Raw genomic sequence first — 20,704 nt, 5'->3', positions numbered from 1 at the left:
GTTTTTGCGGGCGCGCCCGCAAAAACGCCTGGTGGCGTCTCAGTCTCAGCGGCCCCTCAGTGGCCCCTCAGTGGCCCAATCCCTTGAGACGCGCCGCCGTATCGTTCGCGCCCATCCTGCCGGCCGCATCCAGCGCGGTCACACCGTTGGCGTCGCGTGCCGCGGGATCCGCGCCATGCTCGATCAGCAGATCGACGATCGCCGTGCGGTTGAACATCGCCGCGATCATCAGTGCCGTGCGGCCGTCCGGCGAAGCGCCTTCCACATTCGCGCCGTGCGCGAGCAAGGTTTCGATCACTGCATCGAAGCCTTTGAAGGCGGCGCCGGCAATCGGCGTCTGGCCGTTGTCGTTGCGCAGATCGGGATCGGCGCCGCGTTCGAGCAAGGTCCGCACCGCGTCCGCATGTCCGTGGTAGCTCGCCAGCATCACCAGGCTGTCGCCTTTGTCGTTGCGCAGATTCGGCGGGACGCCTTTTTCGATCACCGCGGCAAGCATCGCGGCATCGCCGCGGCGGGCCAGATCGAATACTTGCTGCGCCAGTTCGAGCAGTTCCGGATCCATCTCCGGTTTGGCGGGCGGGGGAGTTTCAGCGTGGTCCGTCAATGTCATCTCCTTTCGATAAGCGTGCTGCTGTTACAGCACCTGGGCATCGGTCAGGATACACATTTCGCACGGCGCGTGCCCGCCTGGCGGGCACGCTACGTCGTGCCGAACAGTTTGACCAGCAGCCCGAACACGCCGATCGCGATCGCAAGACCCGCGAACAGCAACACGACCGAGAGAAGAAGTATCAGAGGCGCTTTGAGGCGGCTGGGAGTCGACATGATGGCCGTTCGTTCCGTTAAGAGGCGAGAGGAGGCGGAATGCGCCGCTGCGCTCCGCGTTCGCGAATGCAGCCGCGTCAGCTTAATCGCATTCGCTTAATGTGGTCTTAAGCGCGAACGTCGAGCCGCGGCGCGCGGCGGGCGTCGTTCGACGATCATCCAGATCAAGTGTTGTGCGATTCCTTCGAACCATGCGGCGGCTGGTCTGTCACACTGCTGTCGATCGGAGGCCCTTTTACTTTATTCCGCAAGAGTTCGCGCTATTCCGCCAGACTGCGCGAAACGCGTCTGGTTTGCCCGATCTTCGCAAGACCTCTGTTATGTCATCCGTATGTATGTCATTCGCATGACCCTATGATCGGCATCGTCTTCAATCCGCCGCGCATCATGCACATGACTTCGCGCGCATCACGATCAAGGATTACTCGCTGCAGCACCCGCCAACCTGCCTGACAGTTCTTTTCGAGGAGTGACGCAATGGCTGAAGCAGCTTCCCCTTCGTCCCGTTCGACCCCGCCCAGCACACTGGACCCCGACACCCTGCGCAAGATGGACCGTTACTGGCGCGCGTGCAACTATCTGTCCGCGGGCATGATCTATCTGCGCGACAATCCGCTGCTGCGCGAACCGCTGAAGCCCGAACACATCAAGAACCGTCTGCTGGGCCATTGGGGCTCCGACCCGGGGCAGAGCTTTCTGCTCGTGCATCTGAACCGTGTGATCAGGCAACACGATCTGAACATGATCTACGTGGCCGGCCCGGGCCACGGTGCGCCGGCCACGCTCGCGCATTGCTACCTCGAAGGCCATTACTCGGAAATCTATCCCGACCGCAGCGAAGACGAAGCCGGCATGCAGCGTTTTTTCCGGCAATTCTCGTTTCCCGGCGGCATCGGTTCGCATTGCACGCCGGAGACACCGGGTTCGATCCACGAAGGCGGCGAACTCGGCTACAGCCTGTCGCACGGCTATGGCGCGGCGTTCGACAATCCCGATCTGATCGTCACGGTGATGATCGGCGACGGCGAAGCGGAAACTGGCCCGCTCGCCACCTCGTGGCACTCGAACAAATTCCTCAATCCGATTCGCGACGGCGCGGTGCTGCCGGTGCTGCATCTGAACGGCTACAAGATCGCCAATCCAACGATCCTCGCGCGGATTCCCCGTGAGGAACTCGAGGCATTGCTGACCGGATACGGGCATAAGCCGTATTTCGTCGAAGGCGACGATCCGGCTGTCATGCATCAGCAGATGGCCGCGACGCTCGACCAGTGCATCGGCGAAATCCGCGCGATCCAGCGGCATGCGCGCGAGAACGACGACGCGTCGCGGCCGCGCTGGCCGATGATCGTGCTGCGCTCGCCGAAAGGCTGGACCGGCCCGAAGGAAGTCGATGGTCACAAGGTGGAAGGTTCGTGGCGCGCGCATCAGGTGCCGGTGCTCGACCCCGTCACCAACGGCAAGAGCCTGAAACTCGTCGAGAGCTGGATGCGCAGTTACGCACCCGAATCGTTATTCGACGAAGCAGGGCGCCTTGTCGAAGAATTGCGCGAACTCGCGCCGCAAGGCGCGCGCCGCATCAGCGCGAATCCGCATGCGAACGGCGGTTTGCTGTGCAAGACGCTCGATATGCCGGCGTTTCAGGATTACGCGGTCGCCGTGAAAAAACCGGCGGGCTCGTACACGTCGCCCACTGAAGTGCTGGGCAAGTTTTTGCGCGACGTGATGCGCAGAAACATGACGAACTTCCGCGTGTTCGGTCCCGACGAAACCGCCAGCAACAAGCTGACGGCTATTTACGAGGCCTCGGAGAAGACGTGGCTCGCTGAGACCGAGCCGGGCGACGCCGACGGCGGCGAGCTCGCGGTGGACGGCCGCGTGATGGAGATGCTGAGCGAGCACACGCTCGAAGGCTGGTTCGAAGGTTATGTGCTCACAGGCCGCCACGGCCTGTTCGCGACCTACGAGGCGTTCGTCCACGTGATCGATTCGATGTTCAACCAGCACGCCAAATGGCTCGAGAAAGCCAAGCGCGATCTCGGCTGGCGGCAGCCGGTGCCGTCGATCAATCTGTTGATCACGTCGCTCGTGTGGCGTCAGGATCACAACGGCTTCACGCATCAGGACCCGGGCTTTCTCGATGTCGTCACCAATAAAAGCCCGGACGTGGTGCGCATTTATCTGCCGCCCGATGCGAACTGTTTGTTGAGCGTCGGCGACCATTGTCTGCGTTCGCGCGATTACGTGAACGTGATCGTCGCCGACAAGCAGCCGCATCTGCAATATCTCGACATGGAAGCCGCCGTCACGCATTGCACGAAGGGCATCGGCATCTGGGATTGGGCGTCGACCGATCAGGGTGTCGAGCCCGACGTGGTGATCGCGAGCGCCGGCGACATCGCGACGATGGAGGCGCTCGCCGCCGTGCAGATACTCAAGGAGCGTTTTGCGGATCTGAAGATCCGCTTCGTGAACGTGGTCGATCTGTTCCGCCTGATGCCGGAGCACGAGCATCCGCACGGGTTGTCCGACCGCGATTTCGATTCGCTGTTCACGACCAGCAAGCCGGTGATTTTCAATTTCCATTCGTATGCGTCGCTCGTGCATAAACTGACTTACAACCGCACCAATCATGACAATCTGCACGTGCACGGTTATCACGAGAAGGGCAATATCAACACGCCGCTCGAACTCGCGATCATCAATCAGGTCGACCGCTTCTCACTGGCGATCGACGTGATCGATCGCGTGCCGTCGTTGCGCGGCGTCGGCGATCATGCGAAGGAATGGCTGCGCGGGCAGATCATCGAGCATCTGGCTTATGCGCATGCCGAGGGCATCGATAAGGAAGAAATCCGCAACTGGACGTGGAAGGCTTGAGCGAGGCGAACGAACGATGAGCAAAGAAACGCGCGACGGCGAGCAGGTGATTCTGGTGTTGAACAGCGGTTCGTCGTCGCTGAAATTTGGCGTGTTTGCACAGGCCGACGGCGACGAAAAGCTGTTGCTGACAGGCAGCGCGGAAGGTATTGGCCGGCCCGACGGCAGTTTGCGGATCAAAGCGCCCGACGGCCGCGTGCTGGTGCAGCAGGACCATCTGCTGGAGTCGCAAACCGACGCGTTAAAAAAGCTGTCGCAAGTGCTGACCGAGCAGGGTTACGCGCGGCCGGCGGCGGTCGGGCATCGGGTGGTGCATGGTGGGCCGCATCTGCGCGCGCATCAGCGATTGACCGCGCCAGTGTTGCAGCGCTTGAAGGAAGCGGTGCACTTCGCGCCGTTGCATATTCCGCCTGCGCTCGCGTTGATCGACGAAGCGATGAAGATTTTCGGCGATGCGCCGCATTTCGCGTGTTTCGACACGGCCTTCCATGCGATGTTGCCGCCGGTAGCGGCGCAACTGCCGCTACCGCGCCGCTATGCGGAGGCCGGCGTGATTCGCTACGGTTTTCACGGGCTTTCGTATGAATCGCTGGTGACGCGACTCGGCGCCGACTTGCCGTCGCGTGCGGTGTTCGCGCACCTCGGTAACGGTTCGAGCGTGTGTGCGTTGCGTGACGGCAAGTCCGTCGACACGTCGATGGGTCTCACGCCGACCGGCGGCGTGCCGATGGGTACGCGCAGCGGCGATCTTGATCCGGGCGTGTTGCTGTATCTGATGCGGGCCGAAGGGTTGGATGCAGATGCGCTCGAGACGCTGCTGAATCGGCAGAGTGGGCTTGCGGGTTATGCCGATGGCGAGAGCGACATGCAGGCGCTGGAAAAACGCGCGGCGGCGGGTGATGAAGATGCATTGCTCGCGATCGATGTATTCGCAACTGCCGTGAGGAAGACGATTGGCGCGTATGCGGCGTTGCTCGGCGGAATCGATTTGCTGGTGCTGACTGGCGGGATCGGGGAGCACAGCGCGGACGTGCGCAAAAGGGTTTGCGACGGGCTGGCTTTTCTCGGCTTATCGGAAGGCAACGCGACGGGCAACGTGCGGGTGGTCCACACGGAAGAGGAACGGCAGATCTCGCGGCATTGTCGCGGGTTACTGCGCGCCGAGGAGCGCGGCGGCAGTTGAGGTTATTCGACGTTTGCCGGGTAGTGTGATGGCCTTCGCGGCGAGGAGAATTCGGGGCGCAGTGCCAATCGCGAACGCGCGTCCTGACCCCGCGCCCGTGTTGTTTGCCTGGGGCAACCCGTTACCGGTCACCCCAGGCAGACAACCTACTGCACTACGTCAGCCACGGCTTGCGCGGTCGCCGCGGACAACGTCCACCCCAAATGCCCATGCCCGGTGTTATAAAACACGCCTTGCCGCTTCCCGCGACCCACCTTCGGCAGCATCGAAGGCAACATGGGCCGCAACCCGGCCCACGGAACGACCCGCGAAGTCGACACTTCAGGAAAATGCCTGCGCGTCCAATCGACCAGCGGCGCGATCCGATCCGACCGGATATCCCGATTGAAGCCATTGATCTCCGCCGTACCGGCCACTCTGAATCGATCCACGCCCAAACGGCTGGTGACGATCTTCGCGCTATCGTCGAGCAAACTCACCCACGGCGCGCGCTGCTGGCTCACTTCGTCATCCAGACACACGGTGATCGAATAACCCTTGACCGGATACACGTTCACGTGATCTCCGAGCATTGCTGCGAAGTCGCGGCTCTTCACGCCGGCACACACCACGATCCGTTCGAAAGCAAAGCGCTGCGACTCGCCATCGAGTTTGACCATCAGCGTGAACTGGCCGTCGTGCGATGGCTCGATCGACGCGATCTCCGCGTCGTAGTGAAACTCGACCCCGTGTCGCTCGCAAGCCTGTGCAAGGCCGCGTGTGAACTTGTGAATATCGCCCGTCGAATCCGACGGCGTGAAAAACCCGCCGTGGAAATCGCCGTGCAAAGCCGGTTCGATCGCGTGCAATTCACTCGACGTCACCGGATCGCGCACAAGACCGCCTTCACGCAACAACGTGTTCACCTTGCTCGCCGCTTCGAACTCCTTGCGAGTCTTGTAGATGTGCAGAATGCCGCGCCGCTCCAGATCGAAGTCGATGCCCTCGGCCTCGGCAACCGAAAACAGATGCTCGCGCGCGGCGATTGCGAGCCGCACCGTTTCGACGGTGTTCGCGCGGTAGTGCGGGATCTGCCGCAGGAATTCGCCCATCCACGAATATTTGTGCCATGTGGGCAGCGGATTGAGCAGCAGCGGCGCATCGCGCGTGAGCATCCAGCGCAGACCCTTGATGACCGTGGCCGTGCTGTTCCAGACTTCGGCGTTACTCGCGGACAGTTGGCCGCCGTTGGCGAACGAGGTCTCCATTGCCGCGTAGCGGTGACGTTCGAAGACAGTGACGTGGTGGCCGCGCTGCGCGAGCGCGTGAGCAGTCGTGACGCCGGTAATGCCGGCGCCGATGATGGCGATTCGTGACATGACATGGTCCAGAGCAAGTTGTGAGCATCGCCGGCTTCGGTGTTCGATTGCTTCATCGAATCCGGCGTCGATGCCCCATCTGTCCCTGTACCTGAGAGTTTCTTCCCGGACACGCACGGGCAGTGTGAATGCCGTACGCGGGGAATCCCCTTCGGTGGGCGCATAGATGATGCCGATGCGCCGCTCTCCAGATGTTCCTGCTGCGCGGTCCTTTTGCCTGAGAGTTTCCGGGGCGGTTGCTCCGTCGGCGTCGTCACAACCTCTGACGATCTCTCCCGCGCTGCATTGCAGAACGGCTCGACAATACCGGGCAAAATTTTTTACCGCAAGTGTTTCCTGCAGTGCGGGCACGCGTGGCGCCGTTTATCATAGTGGCCACCAATCCAGGCAGCACCACACGTGCCTTGTGCACCGACAGCACCAACGGCACCAACGGCACCAACACACGAGACCCTGCGGCATTTGCCGCGACACCATCCATGAACACCATTCCCGAAGCGCTTTCCCGTCCTTCCATTCGCGCGTTGACGCTGCTCGAGGGGCGCGTGCTCGGCGTACTCGTCGAGAAACAGCACACGGTGCCGGACAGTTATCCGCTTTCGCTGAACGCGCTGACGTTGGGCTGCAATCAGAAAACCGGTCGCGCGCCGGTAATGAACGCGACCGAAGCCGAGGTAATGACCGCAATCGACGGGCTGAAGCGCCTCAGCCTCGTGCTCGAAGGCAGCAGCAGCCGCGTGCCGCGCTTCGAGCACAACATGAACCGCGTGCTCGGTCTGCCGAGTCAGTCGGGCGCGTTGTTGACCACGTTGCTTCTGCGCGGGCCGCAGACCGCGGCCGAATTGCGCCTGAATAGCGCACGTTTGCATGGCTTCGCGGATATTTCGTCGGTCGAGGCGTTTCTGGACGAGCTCGCGGTGAACGATCCGCCACGCGTAGTGAAACTGGCCCGCACGCCGGGCGAGCGCGAGAACCGCTGGATGCATCTGCTATGCGGAGAAGTGAGCGCGAGCGAGTTCGCGCAGCCGGGTGGCGGAGAAGAGGACAGCGTGCCGCCATCCGAATTCGAGGCGCTCAAGGCCGAGCAGAAGCGGCTTGCGGACGAAGTGACGCGACTGCGCGCAATCGTGGCGCGTATGGCCGCGGAGTTGGGGATCGACGTCGGCGAGGAATGACGGCGACGCGCCACGCGCGTGGCCGTCGTTTCTAGAACCGATAATTCACAGCAGCCAGCGTATTGATCTCAAACCGCTTTTCGGTAATCGGGCTATTGGCGGCGTCGTGTTCGAGCCGCCCGAACGTTGCCGCCACCGAGCCGTTCCAGTGTTTGGAAAAGTCGTAACTCACCACCGCGTTCATGTGAATGTCCCTGACGCCCGCGCTGGTGCCGTAAGTCGGTAAGCCTGACGCGGCGCTTTGCTGGCCGGACACGCCAAAGAAAGTCCGCGTATAGGTTCCGTTCGCCCATGTAAAGCCGGGACCGACCGAAAACAGCCATCCGCCGACCGGCGCGGAAGCGACGAAATCGGTGCTGACGGTCGTGCCTTGATGATGCCCGGCGATGTCCTGGTACAGCGCAACCGACCCGGTGAACGCCCACCACGTGTAATCGGCGAACAACTTCAGCTTCGGGCCGCCGTGTACGTCGCCGAGACCGTGCAGCCGTGGGTCGTCGGATTCCTTGCGGCTCTGGAAATCGAAACTCAGCGCGGCGCCGACGTGATACGCGGGTCCGCGCAGCACGTTCACGCCCAGCACGTCGGGACCCGACGAGAAAATCCGGTCGTCGTAAGAGATGTCGAGCGCCGGGTACGGGAAGTAGCTCAACTGCCGCGAGCCCGGGTATTTGGGCGTGATCACGAGGCCCGGCCCGACGCCGATCTTCCATTTGCTGGTGTCGGCTGCCGCGTCGGCGCCGGCAACCGCATTCGGTGTCACGGTTGCCCCGGTGGCCGCGGTTGTGCCAATCGTCGTTGTCGCCGCGTCGTCGGCATACGCCACGTTCGCGGCGCATAGTGCCAGCGCGGCGGCGAACAGCGACGACACGCGCGCCGGCTTCCTCGACCCTGCGCGCGTGATCAAACGCCCCACCGTCATGCGTGCTCCTTGCCGAGCGCAGCGAGTTGTCTGAGTCGGCGCGCGAGCGCCTTCGACAGGACCGGCTGCTTGCCGCCGTCGTCTGTACGACTGGCCGCTTCGCTTTCGCGCAGAAACAGCGCGGTTTCGCGCGCGACGATCTCGCGCTCGTTGTCCGACGTAATCATGTGATACGAATCGTCCAGCCAGATTGTGCGTAAAAAGGCGGCGCCGATATGGCTCGCCACAAAGCGCGCGTTGCGCGGGCTCGACGTTTCGTCGTCGATTGCATGAACGATCAGGCAATCGGTCTTGATGTCCTGAACCAGCGTGCGCACGTTCGCGGCGAGCCGGCTTGCCTGGTGCAAGGCCGGCAGTGAGATCGTCGACGGTCCGACTTCGCTGAAATCGCTGCGCTGCATCGCGCGTGCGATCTTCGCGCGCAGCGCTTCGTTGCGCAGACCGAACGGCGCTTCCTCACGATAACGCCAGCGCTTGCGCAGCGGCGTGAAGTACGCCCAGTTGAGCAGGAAGCGATACCAGGGAATCGCCCAGCCGTCATACGACAGAGTCAGCGACAACAGCACCAGCGACTGCGCCTGCGGGCGCCGATGCGCCAACGCGAGCGCCAGCGCGGCGCCGATCGACAATCCGCAGATCGACACCCGCGCGAAGCGCGCGGCGAGCGCGTCGTATTCACGCACGGCGGCGTCGAGCCACGTTTCCATCGCGGTTTCTGCGGAACCGGCGCTATAGCCGGGCAATAACGGCGCACACGTGGTGAAGCCTTCGGCGTTCAGAAAGCGTGCGAGGTAGCGCAATTCGAGCGGCGAGCTCGACAGGCCGTGCAACATCAGCACCGCGTGATCGTCGCCAGGCAGGAAAATCTGGCTGGGCTGGCTCATCGCTCAGTCTCCGATCCGCAACACGAGGAAATCGCCCGCGTGAGTGGTGAAGCGTTCGCAAACGCAGTCGGTGAGCTTCGACGCGCCGTCGCTGCCTTTTAGCCGCGCACGATGACTACCGGGCAGCAGCGCCTTGCTCAGGCGCTGCAAATCGTCGGGATTGACGTCCGCGAAACGCGGGCCAGGTGCGATTTCGTTCGGCAGGCGCGGCAGCAGGCTCGGCACGCGGCCTTCGTCCTGCTGCGGCCGAGCTTTGCGCTCGAGTGCCTGAATGAGAATGAAGGTCTTGTGGTGATGCGACAGATGCCGCAGCAGTCTGTGCGTTTCGTCGATCGCGCGGCGCGCGAGCATGCGTTCGTTGTCGTGGCGCAGCAGCATTTCATAGCGCGACTGCGCGACCGACGCGATCAGTTCGGCGCGAAACTGTGCGCGCCGCAACCGCTCGATCAGCACGATGATGAACAGCGTCACCAACGGATACGACAGGATCAGGATCACGTCGGCGCGGTTGAATACGTCGATGGCGGCGTAGGGCGGCACGAACAGATAGTCGGCAAGGCCCAGGCCGAGCACCATCACCGCAAGAGCGGGCGCGAGGCCGAAGAAGTACTCGATCAGCGACGCCGCGATGCAGAACGCGGTGCCAGGCATGATCGGTCCGATCAAAGGATGGAGCAGCAGTCGCACGCCGGCGGCGATCGCCAATGCGGCAGCGGCGGCCAGCCAGGCGCGTGTTCCCCGGAGTGCCCAGCGACGGGCGTTTTTTACATCCATGATTTTTATGGGAGCGAGTACGCGTCCCGATCGAGCGTTTGTAATACGCGGTAATGCGCAGGTCGGACAATACCATAGGAGTCACAAGCTCGACCCAAAGAAAAGGTAAATTTTCAGTACAAAGGACTGGAATGTTCTGATTTCAGGGTGGGGAGTGGAAAAACTTGCCGGCATGCGGGCGTGAACCCCCTGGGCGCGGGGAAAAGTCTTACCAGCGCTTACGCGGCGGCGTCCCGCTTCTGCGCATCGGCCAGCGTCTGTTGCGTGCGGTAGAAGCGTTGCGGCGGCACGTTCGGCGAATCTTCGGCAAGGCGGTCGAGTTCGTCGCGGATCGCGGTCAGATAGTGGCCGTCGAGTGCGTCGGGGTCACCCGCGAAAATGGCTTCGAGACGGCGGCGCACTGCACCGTAGCGCGCACCGGCCGAGCGGTGCTTCTCCGCGCGTTCGGCGTAGCGCAAGAAAGTCTGCAACGCGGACGACACCGCGGCCGTCACGCTCACCAGTCCTACAACAATCCGTAGTGCGGGCGATACGGCGTTCGCGTTCAACGAAGCAAACACCGCCGTGCCGACAAACGCCGTAAGCGCGGTGACCAGCCAGCCGACGCGGCGCTCGCGCGACGACAGCAGATCGGCCATGTCGTAATGGCTCATCTGGGATTCACGTGCGCGGCGGATCCATTTCAGCAGAAGCTGGTCTTCGTCGACGGGTGGCTCGTAGGCAGTCGGGTTCGTCATGTCGCGGGTCGTGGCCGTCAAGGTGCGCGGGCGTTGCGCCCGCACTCCACGCTACTGTGCCACAGGCACGCCGCCGCGAAGTTTGCGGCCTGGAGACCGCAAGCAAAGCCGCGTTACCCGAGCAGCCGGCGCACACGCGGGATCACTTCTTCCGCGAAACGGCGCATATCGGCCTCGAAGGGCTGGTATTGCAGCATGAACAATTCGATGCCTGCCCGATGGAAGGCCGCGATCCGCTGCGCGACAGTGTCGTAGCTGCCGACCAGCCCGGCCGCCGTGCCGCCGTTCGATCCCACACGCGGCGTTTGCGCGAAGGTCTGGAACATCACGGCCTTCGGATCGATGTTGGCTTTCTGCTGCGCGCGCAACGGCGCGTCTTTCGCGGCCAGCGCGAACAGATGGTCGAGATGACGGTTCGCGGCTTCATCGGATTCGCGCGCGATCACGAAGGCCGACAGCCCGAAGCGCAACGGTTCGTGCGGCGCGGGCCGCGCCCGCGCCGACACGTCGGCGATCAACGCTTCGACATCGGCGAGCGGCTGGCCGTTGATGAACCACACGTCGCCCTTGTCGGCGACCAGCGCACGCGCGGGCTCCGACTCGCCGCCGACATAGATGCGCGGCCGGTTGCGATACGGATCGGCGGGGCGCAGCAAGTAGTCGTCGACATTGAAATGCTCGCCGTTGAAACGCGTGCGCTCGCCGCGCAGTAACGAGTCGACCACGGTGATCCACTCGCGTCCATATGCGTAGCGCGCGTCGTGTTCCGCGAAGCCGATGCCGGCGCGCTCCAGTTCGGGGCGATTCCACGCGTTGACCAGATTGATCGCGAAACGCCCGCCGCTGATGTGCTCGATCTGCTGCGCCATTTTGGCGAGCACGACCGGGTGAAACAGATACGGCTTGATCGCCGCGATGATCTCGATGCGCTCGGTCAGCGCCGCGAGCGCGGCCGACGCGGTCCACGCTTCGAGCTGATCGAGTTCGGGATTGTGCGGATTGATCGTGTGCTGCGCGACCAGCACCGAGTCGTAACCGAGCCGTTCAGCTTCGAGCACGAGCGCCTTGTTGCGGGTCCACGACGCGTCGAAAGGCTCGTCCGGATCCTGCAACGCGGCGCGGCTGCCGTGAACCAGCGCCCAGACGCCGAAGCGGGGTGGCAGTGTCGACATATAGCGAAAATCTCCACGGGGAAAGCGTTGTTGCAACGCGCATCAAACCTTGAATGATGCGCGATGCGCTTTTCTCGCGTTCCAATTTCTGCCGATATCGATCGATGAAATTGCGCTTTAGCGGCGGTGCGCGTCCTCCAAGGCATGCGTTGCTGGAGACGCAAAGCCACGTCAATCCAGGCCAAGCCGCGCCAACCCACGCTACGCAGCAAGCCCTGCCGCCGCGCGCCTGCGCCGCAGCACGCTAACCAGCGCGAGGCAGCCGCCCATCACCGCGAGCGACAGTAGCGTCGTCATCGTGCCGAGCGCGTAGATCACCGGTGTCGTGACCGACGTGGTGAGCCCTTGCAACTCGAGCGGCAGCGTATTCTGTTCGCCGATCGCCTGCGAAGTGCGTGCGATTTCGTCCCACGACAGCGTGAAGCCGAACATCGCGACGCCCACCACCGACGGCCCGATGATCGGCAGCACCACATGCCGGAAACTTTGCCACGGCGTTGCGCCGAGATCGCGCGACGCTTCTTCATAAGCGGGATTGAAGCGGTTGAACACCGCGAACATCACGAGCAGGCCGAACGGCAAGGTCCAGGTCAGATGCGCGCCGAGCGCCGACGTGAACAACCCCATCGAGGTGGTGTACGTATCGGCGAACGACTGATTGCCGAACGCCGCAGCCAGATACTTGACGCCGTTGTCCAGCAGCCGGAACGTGAGGCCGATTCCGAGCGACACGATGATCGACGGCATGATCAGACTCGCGACCGACACATAGAACACCGCGGTGTCGCCACGAAACCGCCGGCGAAACGCGAGGCCGGCCGCCACCGAGAACACCACCGTCAACCCGGTGACCGCCAGCGCGAGCTTCACGGAACGACCGAACGCCCCCCAGATATCGACATCGCCGACGCCGTCGCGCAACGCCGCGAACCAGTGCAGCGACACGCCGCGCATCGGAAACGTGAGGCCGCCTTCGGGACCCTGAAACGACAGAATGAAAATCGTGATCACCGGTCCATACAGAAACAGCACGAACAGGCCGAACAGCAGTGCGAGCCAGTAGAAACTCGCCGGCCGGTGCTCCCGATGTTTGACGCGACTTGCCTGCATGCTCACAGCTCCTTGCGAATATCGACCACGCGCGTCAAACCCCACACGATCATCAGCACCACGGCGAGCAGAATGATCGCGTTCGCGGCCGCGGCGGGGAATTGCAGATAGCCGGTCTGCACCTGAATGATCTTGCCGACCGACGCGATCTGCTGTCCGCCCATCACGCCGACCGTCAGAAAATCGCCCATCACGATCGTGATCACGAAGATCGAGCCGATCACGATGCCGGTTTTCGACAGCGGCAGCACGACGTCGCGCACCACCTGCCAGCCGCTCGCACCGGCATCGCGCGCGGCTTCGAGGAGCGAGCGATCGATGCGCATCATCGCGTTGAAGATCGGCACGATCATGAAAAACGTGTACAGGTGCACGAACGCGAGCACCACTGAGAAGTTCGAATACAACAGCCATTCGAGCGGCTGATCGATCAGATGCGTGCCCAGCAGCGCCTGATTGACGAGGCCGTTGCGGCCGAGCAGCGGCATCCACGAAATCATCCGGATCACGTTCGAGGTCCAGAACGGAATCGTGCAGACGAGGAACAGCACCGTCTGCATGCTGGTGGTGCGCACATGGAACGCGAGGAAATACGCGATCGAGAAACCGAGCAGCAAGGTCACGGCCCACACGATCGCGCAGAACTTGAGCGTCGACCAGTACGTCTTGAACGTGACGCACACATCGGTCAGCGACGAACAGCCGTTGAAAATCGCCGCGTAGTTCTTCAGCGTGAACGCGGGGATGATCTGGTATTCGTTGAAATCCCAGAAGCTGACGATCAGCGTGATCACGAGCGGCACGATGAAAAACAGCAGGAACGTGAGCGTCAGCGGCGTGGCCTGCAACCACGCCGGCGCCCGCCGGTGTTTGACGGGCGCGTCCTCGACGGAAGAGGGAAGGTCGATCGTGGCCATAGGTGCGCTCAAGCCGCGATGAACTCGTTCCACTTCTGCACCATGTAGATGTTCTCGTCCATCACCGCGTTCCAGCAGGCAATCGCGCCCATCCGCTGGGTGTACGAGCCGCCGTCGCGCACGGTGCCGGCCTTCTCCAGAAGCTGGCCGTCCGGCGCCTTGATGTCCTGCGCGGCGGCCTTGCCTTCGATCCAGTAGTCCCACTCGTACGGTTGCATATGGGCTTTCGCGGTGTCGAGTACGCCCGGGTAATAGCCCTGACGCATCAGATACGCGCCGGCCCAGCCGTCCTGAAACCAGTTGACGAACTCATACGCGGCATCCAGTTTCTTGCCCTGCAACGAGCGCGGAAAGCCGAAACCCGACGCCCACGAGCGATAGCCTTCCTTCAGCGGCTGGAATTTGCAGGCCACGCCCATCGTGCGGACCTTCGTCACGGCCGGCGACCACATCGACTGGATCACCACTTCGCCGGACGCCATCAGGTTCACGCTTTCGTTGAAGTCCTTCCAGAACGCGCGGAACTGTCCCGCGCGTTTGGCCTCGATCAGGATCTTGATGGTCTGGTCGATCTCGGCCCTGGTCATGTTGCCTTTGTCGCCGTATTTCACATGGCCCATTGCCTCGATCGCCATCGCCGAATCCATGATGCCGATCGCGGGAATGTTCAGCAGCGCCGCTTTGCCCTTGAACTGCGGATTGAGCAGTTCGGCCCAACTGTCGATCGGACGCTTGATCAGGTCGGGACGAATGCCGAGCGTATCGGCGTTGTACGTGGTGGGGATCAGCGTCATCCACTCGGTCGGCGTCGCGGAGAATTCAGTGGAGCGCGGGCCGGTCAGGAACATCACTTTTTTCGGCGCGGTGCCCTGGTCGCCGATCTTCTTGCCGTTCACTTCGCCGCGCGTGAGCACCGGCGTGATCTTGTCGGCGAGTTTGATGCGCTTCGCGTCCATGCCCGCGAGCGTGCCGGCCGGAATCAGCTTCTTCAGCGCGAAGTATTCGGTGTCGACGATGTCGAACGAGTTGGGCTGCGTGATGATGCGCTTGGCGACGTCGTCGGTGGTGACCGGCACGTATTGAATCTCGATGCCGGTGTCTTCCTTGAATTTCTTCGCGATGTCCGCGCTCTGATTCACTGCCGTGCCGAGATAGCGCAGCGTGATTTTCTCCTGCGCGTGGACGTACGGAAAACCGGCGATACCGGCCGCGGCCACCGCGCCCTTGATGAACGTGCGGCGCGACAGGCCTTTTTCCTTCGGTTCGGATTCGGCCACTGCCGGGCTCTCGTTCGCTTCACTCATTGCCTTCTCCTCAGTTGACGCCCGGTTGGCGTTCGTTGGTGTTCCTGATTGGACTTCGTGCTGCAAAGCGAAACCGCGTGGTCATCGTGATCGCACGCTTGAATGCATGGCTCATGCGGCGAGCGGATGCGCATCCTGCTCGTTCCACCAGGCCACCACGCGCGCGTCGGGGCCGAGCTTCGCCGGGTCGTAGTCGCCGTCGCTCACGAGGGAGATCAGTTCGGGCGAGCCGTCGAGCGGATCGAGTGTCATGCGCAAATGGGTGCCCTGGTATTCGGCTTCGCGCACTTTGCAGGGCACGCCGCCGATTCGCGCGACACTGCGTTCGCCGCCCGCGTTCTGCACCGGCGTCACGCCATGCGGCACGACGCGCAGATGATCGGCGCGCACGGTGAAGAGCCGTCCGTTGGTGTTGAACACGTTATGACCGCCGAGAAAACGCGCGACGAACTCGGTGCGCGGACGGTTGAAGACTTCGTACGGCGTGCCGCTCTGTTCGATACGGCCGTGGCTCATCACCACGACGAGATCCGCGAGCGCCATCGCTTCTTCCTGTGAGTGCGTGACGTGCACGAAAGTAATGCCGAGTTCTTTCTGCCAGCGCTTGAGTTCGGCACGCATCTGCACCCGCAGGAAAGGATCGAGCGCGGAGAGCGGTTCGTCGAGCAACAGGCAGCCTGGTTGATTCAGCAGTGCGCGAGCCAGCGCCACGCGTTGCTGCTGGCCGCCGGAGAGCTGCGCCGGTTTGCGCTCCGCATACGCGGACATCGCCACCAGTTCGAGCAATTCTGCGGCGCGCTTTCGGCGCACGTCTTTCGCGACGCCGCGCATTTTCAGACTGAACGCGACGTTGTCGAGCGCGCTCAGATGCGGAAACAGCGCGTAGTTCTGGAACACCATCGCGGTGCCGCGCGCGGCCGGCTCCGCTCGCGTGACGTTACGGCCCGCGATCAGAATGTCGCCTTCGCTGACCGATTCATGACCGGCGATCATCCGCAATGTCGAGGTCTTCCCGCATCCCGACGGACCGAGCAGGCAGCAGTACTGGCCGCCGGCAATGCGCAGATCGATCGCGTCGACGGCGAGCGAATCGCCGTATTGCTTCGACACGTGCACCAGTTCGATATCGGCGGCTTTGGTTTCGAGCACCGTTGAAGCAGGCTGAATCATGAAGGCGTTGTCCTCGTAGGCGGCGAAGTGCGGGATTCGATAACGGCGGCGATCGTTGCGGTGATCGTTGTGGCGATCACTGCGGCGATAAGCGCGAAGCAAATGCAAGACATGTGCCACCGTCTGCATCGACATGCGCACCGATTGCAAACGCGCCGTTGTGCTTAACGTCGACAAGTTGGCTCACAAATTGCAAACGATCTGCGACATCGATCGTCGGCGATTAAAGACTTTCTTTTGCGCGATCGCGGTGCGTCTTCGGTCCGTCTCGGGGCATGAACCGGCCAACTCGGTTCACGCAGCACGGTCCCATGCCGCTACTGGTCGCTTTCGTTATCCACGGCTCAACTCAATGAACGACACAGCAAACACGGATGCCGCAGCCTATCGCGCACGTCAACGGCTCGCCACGCATGGGCGTTTCGACTATCGCCCGATCACGCACGGCGATGCGTTCCGCTGGCCCGGCGATACGGGTCTCGCGGTCTATCTCGGCTTCAACATCGAACACTTTGCGTTCGGCGAAGGACTCGGCGCGGCGCTTGGCCCGATCTCGCCGCAGCCCGACGTGCTGAACCACAGTTGGCGCGAGTACGGCAATCGCGTCGGCGCATGGCGTTGCATCGAACTCTTCGATCAACTGGAGATGCCGGCGGGCACGCTCATCAACACCGCGCTCTACGATCACTGCCCGGAGTTGATCGCGGCCTGCGTCGCGCGCGGCGACGAGCTGATCGGCCACGGTCATACGAACGCGCATCGGCAAAGCGATCTGGATGAAGAGGGCGAGCGCGAGCTGCTATTGCATTGCCGCGAACGCATCGCGGAAGAGTCAGGCAAGCCGCCGCTCGGCTGGTTGTCGCCGTGGATTTCCGAATCGCATCTGACGCCCGATCTGCTGGCCGAGACCGGTTATCGCTATACGCTGAACTGGTGTCACGATGACCGCCCGGTGCGGATGGCCACACGCAGCGGTCCGCTGTGGTCGATTCCCTATCCGCAGGAACTCAACGATTTGCCGATGATGGTGGGGCGTCACATGGACGGACGCGCGTTCGCCGACATGATCGTCGACCAGTTCGACGAAATGCTCGAGCAGGCCAATCGCGGCACGCATCCACAGGCGCTGGTGATGGGTATCGCGCTGCATCCTTATCTGGTCGGTCAGCCTTACCGGCTGCGGCATCTTCGCCGCGCGCTCCAGCACATCGCGGCGGCCCGCGCGAATGGCGACGTGTGGGTTACCACGCCGGGCGCGATCGCCGCTCATATGGACTTTCTGGAGCGCGACGGCGCGCTGCGCGAGGCAATCGCATGAACGGGAAAGCCGGCGCGGCGATCGCAAGAAAAACCGCCAAAGATGAAGCAGACGGAGACGCACGCATCTATCAGTCGATCTTCGACGGCGTGCTGAATCATCGGCTGACGCCCGGCACCAAGCTGCCGGAGCCGGAGTTATGCCAACTGTTCGGCGTGGGCCGCGCGGTCGTGCGACGGGTGCTCGAAAAGCTCGCGTACGACGGCATCGTCGTGCTGCGGCCGAACAAAGGCGCAGTGATCGCGCAGCCGACACCGGAAGAAACGCGCGAGATTTTCGAAGCACGTCGCTCGGTGGAGCGGATGCTGGTCGAACTGGCCGTGCAGCGCGCGAGCGCGAAAGACTTCAAGGCGCTGCGCCAGCAGCTCGCGAGCGAACACGAAGCGATGCATCGTTTCGATCAGCCTTCGTGGGCAACGCTCGCCAGCGGCTTTCATATGCGCATCGCCGCGTTGGCAGGCAATTCCATCCTGCAAAATTATCTGAAGGAACTGGTGTCGCGCTGCTCGCTGATCGTCGGCGTGTATGAAGCGCCGGGCAATGCGCCGTGCGAACACGCAGAGCATGCGGCGATCGTCGATTGCCTGGAGGCGCGCGATGCGGCAGGCGCGATCGCGCAGATGGAAGCGCATCTGCGGCACCTCGAAGAACGCATCGAAACCTCGCGGATGCGCGGCGAGAAGAGCCTCGGCCAGTTGCTCGGCATCACCGAACCGGCCGCCTGATTTTTCACCTGACCTGAGCCTATCTGCATGGAAATCGACTTCGCCGCGATCACCGAATACCAGCGCTACAAGCTGATGGCGAGCCTGATCGTGCCGCGTCCGATCGCATTGGTCACGACGCTGGGCGCGGACGGCACGATCAATGCCGCGCCGTTCTCGATGTTCAACATGCTCGGCGAAGAACCGCCGATCGTGATGATCAGCGTGAACCGTGTCGCGGACGGCACGCTGAAGGACACGGCCGTAAACATCGTGCGCACCGGCGAGTTCGTCGTGCATCTCGCAGACGAAGCCATCGCCGGGAAAATGCATCGCTGCGGCGAGCGGCTGCCGCCGAATGTGAGCGAACTCGAAGCAGTGGGCCTGACGCCGGTGCCGAGTTCGCAGGTCGCGCCGCCGCGTATCGCCGAGGCGCCGGTCGCGTTCGAATGCACGATCTGGGAAACGCTGGAGACTGCGAGCCGGCAGATTTTCATCGGCCGGGTGCATCGGTTGCATGCACGCGACGAGTTGATCGACACCGCGACGTGGCGCGTGCGCTTGCAGCACTACTTTCCGGTGGGCCGCTTCGGCGCGAGCGATTACGTGACGACGCGCGACCGGTTTACGCTCGGCTGAAGCGCGGGTTACATCGCCGGTCGGGCGCTAAGCCGGGGGTTCGTCGACGCCGAACGCCCGGCCATCGCTGCGCGGATCGTGCGCGCCGCTCGCGGTACCGTCCGCGTCGATGCGAATCACGCCGGGGTGTCCCGCCAGCGGACTCTGCGCGGCAATCGCGCTCACCTCATGACCGCGCGCGGCGAGTTCGGCAAACACGGCCGCGCCCGCGTCTTCTTCGAGCTTCAACGCGTCGCGCGTATCGGAGAACGTTTTGCCGAGCAGAAAGCGCGGACGGGCGAGGGCGGTCAACGGGTCCATTCCGTAGTCGATCAGGCGCGTGAGAATCGCAGCGAGCGTTTGCGGCTGACCGTCGGCGCCTTGCGTGCCGAACAGCAAGCGCGGACGCCCGTCGTGCAGATACATGCCCGGATTGAGCGTATGGAACGGCCGCTTGCCCGGTTGCACCGCATTGTGATGCGCGGGGTTCGTGCTGAACGACGCGCCGCGGTTATGCCACAAAATCCCCGTGTCGCCCGCCACCACGCCGCTGCCCCAATCGAAATACACCGTTTGCAGCACACTCGCACTGCGCCCCTCGCTATCCGTCACGCCGATGAACACCGTGTCGCCGGGGCGAAATACATGCGGCCACGCGCGCGCCGTGCGCATGTCGATCGAACGCGCATGAGCGTCGAGCGTGGCGGCCGACAGCATGTCGTCCACCGGCACGTGATTGAACTCCGGATCGGACACGAAACGATCGCGGTCCACGAACGCGCATTTCACCGCTTCGACCAGCAGGTGATAGTAATCGGCGCTGCCTTCGGTGATCGACGTCAGGTCGAAGCGATCGAGCGTGCCCATGATCTGCAACGTCGTCACACCCTGCGTGGGCGGGCGCAGGCTGATCAGTTCGCCGCCGCGATACGCGACGCGTAGAGGCGCTTCGTCACGAGCCCGCGTGCTGGCCAGGTCTTTCGAAGTCAGCGGCGAGCCGGCTTCGCGTAAGCCTCTCGCAATGCGCTCCGCAAGCTCGCCCTCGTAAAACTCGCGGGCACCGAAGCGCGCAATCCGCTCGAGACTATGCGCGAGTGCCGGTTGCATGAAGCGTTCGCCAATCGCTGGAATCCGGCCGTCCGGCGCGAAGGTCGCATTAAAACCCGGCAAGGTTCGCAGTTCGTCCGCGCGCAAGCTTTGCCAGAAATGCTGTGACGGTGTGACTGGAAAACCTTCCTCAGCATAAGAGATTGCACGCTCGAATAACGACGACCACGACTGCCGGCCGCTCCACGAAGTCTGGCTGATACGGTAAGCCTGATCCCACGTATCGACAGTCGCCGCCGTGGTCAGTGCCGCCGGCGCGCCGCGTAACGGAATCGGGCCGCTGAACGCGGGCAGTTGCGCCGCTGCCTGGCCGACGCCCGACAGGCTGCGCAGCATCCCGTTGCGATCGCCGATCACCCAGAACGCGTCGCCGCCCAGCCCGGTGAAATGCGGATAGGTCACGCACAGCGCCGCGCCGATAGCAATCGCCGCCTCGATCGCGTTGCCGCCCGCGCGCAGCACATCCAGCCCCGCCGCGCTCGCGAGCGCATGCGGACTGGTGACCATGCCGCCTGTGCTGCTGGCGAGTTTCAGATTCTGCATCGA

At 63.0% G+C, this 20,704-nt stretch carries 19 protein-coding genes and 1 riboswitch; of the genes, 6 read left to right on the top strand and 13 right to left on the bottom strand.

Annotated elements, in window-relative coordinates; translation table 11 throughout:
* Positions 1-67: 67 nt before the first annotated feature.
* Positions 68-610 (bottom strand): ankyrin repeat domain-containing protein, encoded by a 543-nt coding sequence (locus tag PQQ51_RS02300; protein WP_408494429.1) that lies wholly within the window; start codon positions 608-610, stop codon positions 68-70.
* 89 nt (positions 611-699) lie between these two features.
* Complete coding sequence (locus tag PQQ51_RS02295; RefSeq protein WP_408494428.1) at positions 700-825, bottom strand: hypothetical protein; 126 nt, start codon at positions 823-825, stop codon at positions 700-702.
* 477 nt (positions 826-1,302) lie between these two features.
* Here PQQ51_RS02295 and PQQ51_RS02290 point away from each other — a divergent pair, with 477 nt between their 5' ends.
* Together PQQ51_RS02290 and PQQ51_RS02285 are read left to right on the top strand one after the other, a co-directional pair.
* Positions 1,303-3,705, top strand: coding sequence for a phosphoketolase family protein (locus PQQ51_RS02290; RefSeq protein ID WP_408494426.1), 2,403 nt, complete (start codon positions 1,303-1,305; stop codon positions 3,703-3,705).
* 16 nt (positions 3,706-3,721) lie between these two features.
* Entirely contained in the window at positions 3,722-4,888 is a 1,167-nt protein-coding gene (locus PQQ51_RS02285) for an acetate/propionate family kinase (protein ID WP_408494425.1), read from the top strand.
* A gap of 146 nt (positions 4,889-5,034) precedes the next feature.
* On the opposite strand, the gene PQQ51_RS02280 is transcribed toward PQQ51_RS02285, so the two are convergent.
* The gene (locus tag PQQ51_RS02280) at positions 5,035-6,246 is read right to left on the bottom strand and encodes a D-amino acid dehydrogenase (RefSeq protein WP_408494424.1); all 1,212 of its coding nucleotides are present in this window, start codon (positions 6,244-6,246) and stop codon (positions 5,035-5,037) included.
* 195 nt (positions 6,247-6,441) lie between these two features.
* A riboswitch (glycine riboswitch) is annotated at positions 6,442-6,534 on the bottom strand.
* 191 nt (positions 6,535-6,725) lie between these two features.
* On the opposite strand from PQQ51_RS02280, the gene PQQ51_RS02275 reads away from it, so the two are divergent.
* Positions 6,726-7,421 (top strand): YceH family protein, encoded by a 696-nt coding sequence (locus tag PQQ51_RS02275; protein WP_408494423.1) that lies wholly within the window; start codon positions 6,726-6,728, stop codon positions 7,419-7,421.
* Between the two features lie 31 nt (positions 7,422-7,452).
* On the opposite strand, the gene PQQ51_RS02270 is transcribed toward PQQ51_RS02275, so the two are convergent.
* The 9 genes from PQQ51_RS02270 to PQQ51_RS02230 form a co-directional block, all read right to left on the bottom strand.
* The gene (locus PQQ51_RS02270) at positions 7,453-8,343 is read right to left on the bottom strand and encodes a MipA/OmpV family protein (RefSeq protein WP_408494422.1); all 891 of its coding nucleotides are present in this window, start codon (positions 8,341-8,343) and stop codon (positions 7,453-7,455) included.
* Positions 8,340-9,227 (bottom strand): alpha/beta hydrolase, encoded by an 888-nt coding sequence (locus PQQ51_RS02265; protein ID WP_408494421.1) that lies wholly within the window; start codon positions 9,225-9,227, stop codon positions 8,340-8,342. Before PQQ51_RS02265 ends, PQQ51_RS02270 begins: the two co-directional genes overlap by 4 nt.
* Positions 9,228-9,230: 3 nt before the next feature.
* A complete protein-coding gene (locus PQQ51_RS02260) occupies positions 9,231-10,001 on the bottom strand; it encodes a DUF4118 domain-containing protein (RefSeq protein WP_408494420.1) in 771 nt (256 codons plus the stop codon).
* Positions 10,002-10,219: 218 nt separating this feature from the next.
* Positions 10,220-10,738, bottom strand: a complete 519-nt coding sequence (locus PQQ51_RS02255) for an SLATT domain-containing protein (protein WP_408494418.1) — start codon at positions 10,736-10,738, stop codon at positions 10,220-10,222.
* A gap of 113 nt (positions 10,739-10,851) precedes the next feature.
* Entirely contained in the window at positions 10,852-11,910 is a 1,059-nt protein-coding gene (locus tag PQQ51_RS02250) for an LLM class flavin-dependent oxidoreductase (RefSeq protein WP_408494417.1), read from the bottom strand.
* A gap of 201 nt (positions 11,911-12,111) precedes the next feature.
* The gene (locus PQQ51_RS02245; protein WP_408494416.1) at positions 12,112-13,020 is read right to left on the bottom strand and encodes an ABC transporter permease; all 909 of its coding nucleotides are present in this window, start codon (positions 13,018-13,020) and stop codon (positions 12,112-12,114) included.
* 2 nt (positions 13,021-13,022) lie between these two features.
* Positions 13,023-13,937, bottom strand: coding sequence for an ABC transporter permease (locus PQQ51_RS02240; protein WP_408494415.1), 915 nt, complete (start codon positions 13,935-13,937; stop codon positions 13,023-13,025).
* A gap of 8 nt (positions 13,938-13,945) precedes the next feature.
* Complete coding sequence (locus PQQ51_RS02235) at positions 13,946-15,241, bottom strand: ABC transporter substrate-binding protein (RefSeq protein WP_408494414.1); 1,296 nt, start codon at positions 15,239-15,241, stop codon at positions 13,946-13,948.
* Positions 15,242-15,352: 111 nt separating this feature from the next.
* Positions 15,353-16,411, bottom strand: coding sequence for an ABC transporter ATP-binding protein (locus PQQ51_RS02230; protein WP_408494413.1), 1,059 nt, complete (start codon positions 16,409-16,411; stop codon positions 15,353-15,355).
* Between the two features lie 352 nt (positions 16,412-16,763).
* Between PQQ51_RS02230 and PQQ51_RS02225 the strand changes: the two genes are divergently transcribed.
* The 3 genes from PQQ51_RS02225 to PQQ51_RS02215 are packed head-to-tail and all read left to right on the top strand — an operon-like array spanning position 16,764 to position 19,072.
* Positions 16,764-17,729, top strand: coding sequence for a polysaccharide deacetylase family protein (locus tag PQQ51_RS02225; protein ID WP_408494412.1), 966 nt, complete (start codon positions 16,764-16,766; stop codon positions 17,727-17,729).
* Positions 17,726-18,454: a GntR family transcriptional regulator gene (locus PQQ51_RS02220; protein ID WP_408494411.1), complete on the top strand. Its 729-nt coding sequence runs from the start codon at positions 17,726-17,728 to the stop codon at positions 18,452-18,454. Before PQQ51_RS02225 ends, PQQ51_RS02220 begins: the two co-directional genes overlap by 4 nt.
* A gap of 27 nt (positions 18,455-18,481) precedes the next feature.
* The gene (locus tag PQQ51_RS02215; protein ID WP_408494409.1) at positions 18,482-19,072 is read left to right on the top strand and encodes a flavin reductase family protein; all 591 of its coding nucleotides are present in this window, start codon (positions 18,482-18,484) and stop codon (positions 19,070-19,072) included.
* A gap of 27 nt (positions 19,073-19,099) precedes the next feature.
* Here PQQ51_RS02215 and ggt read toward each other — a convergent pair whose 3' ends face one another.
* Positions 19,100-20,701, bottom strand: a complete 1,602-nt coding sequence (ggt, locus tag PQQ51_RS02210) for a gamma-glutamyltransferase (RefSeq protein WP_408494407.1) — start codon at positions 20,699-20,701, stop codon at positions 19,100-19,102.
* Positions 20,702-20,704 lie beyond the last annotated feature (3 nt).

Source organism: Paraburkholderia xenovorans (assembly GCF_046030735.1).
GTDB classification, from domain to species: domain Bacteria; phylum Pseudomonadota; class Gammaproteobacteria; order Burkholderiales; family Burkholderiaceae; genus Paraburkholderia; species Paraburkholderia xenovorans_A.
This window is presented reverse-complemented; position numbering and strand designations above follow the sequence as displayed.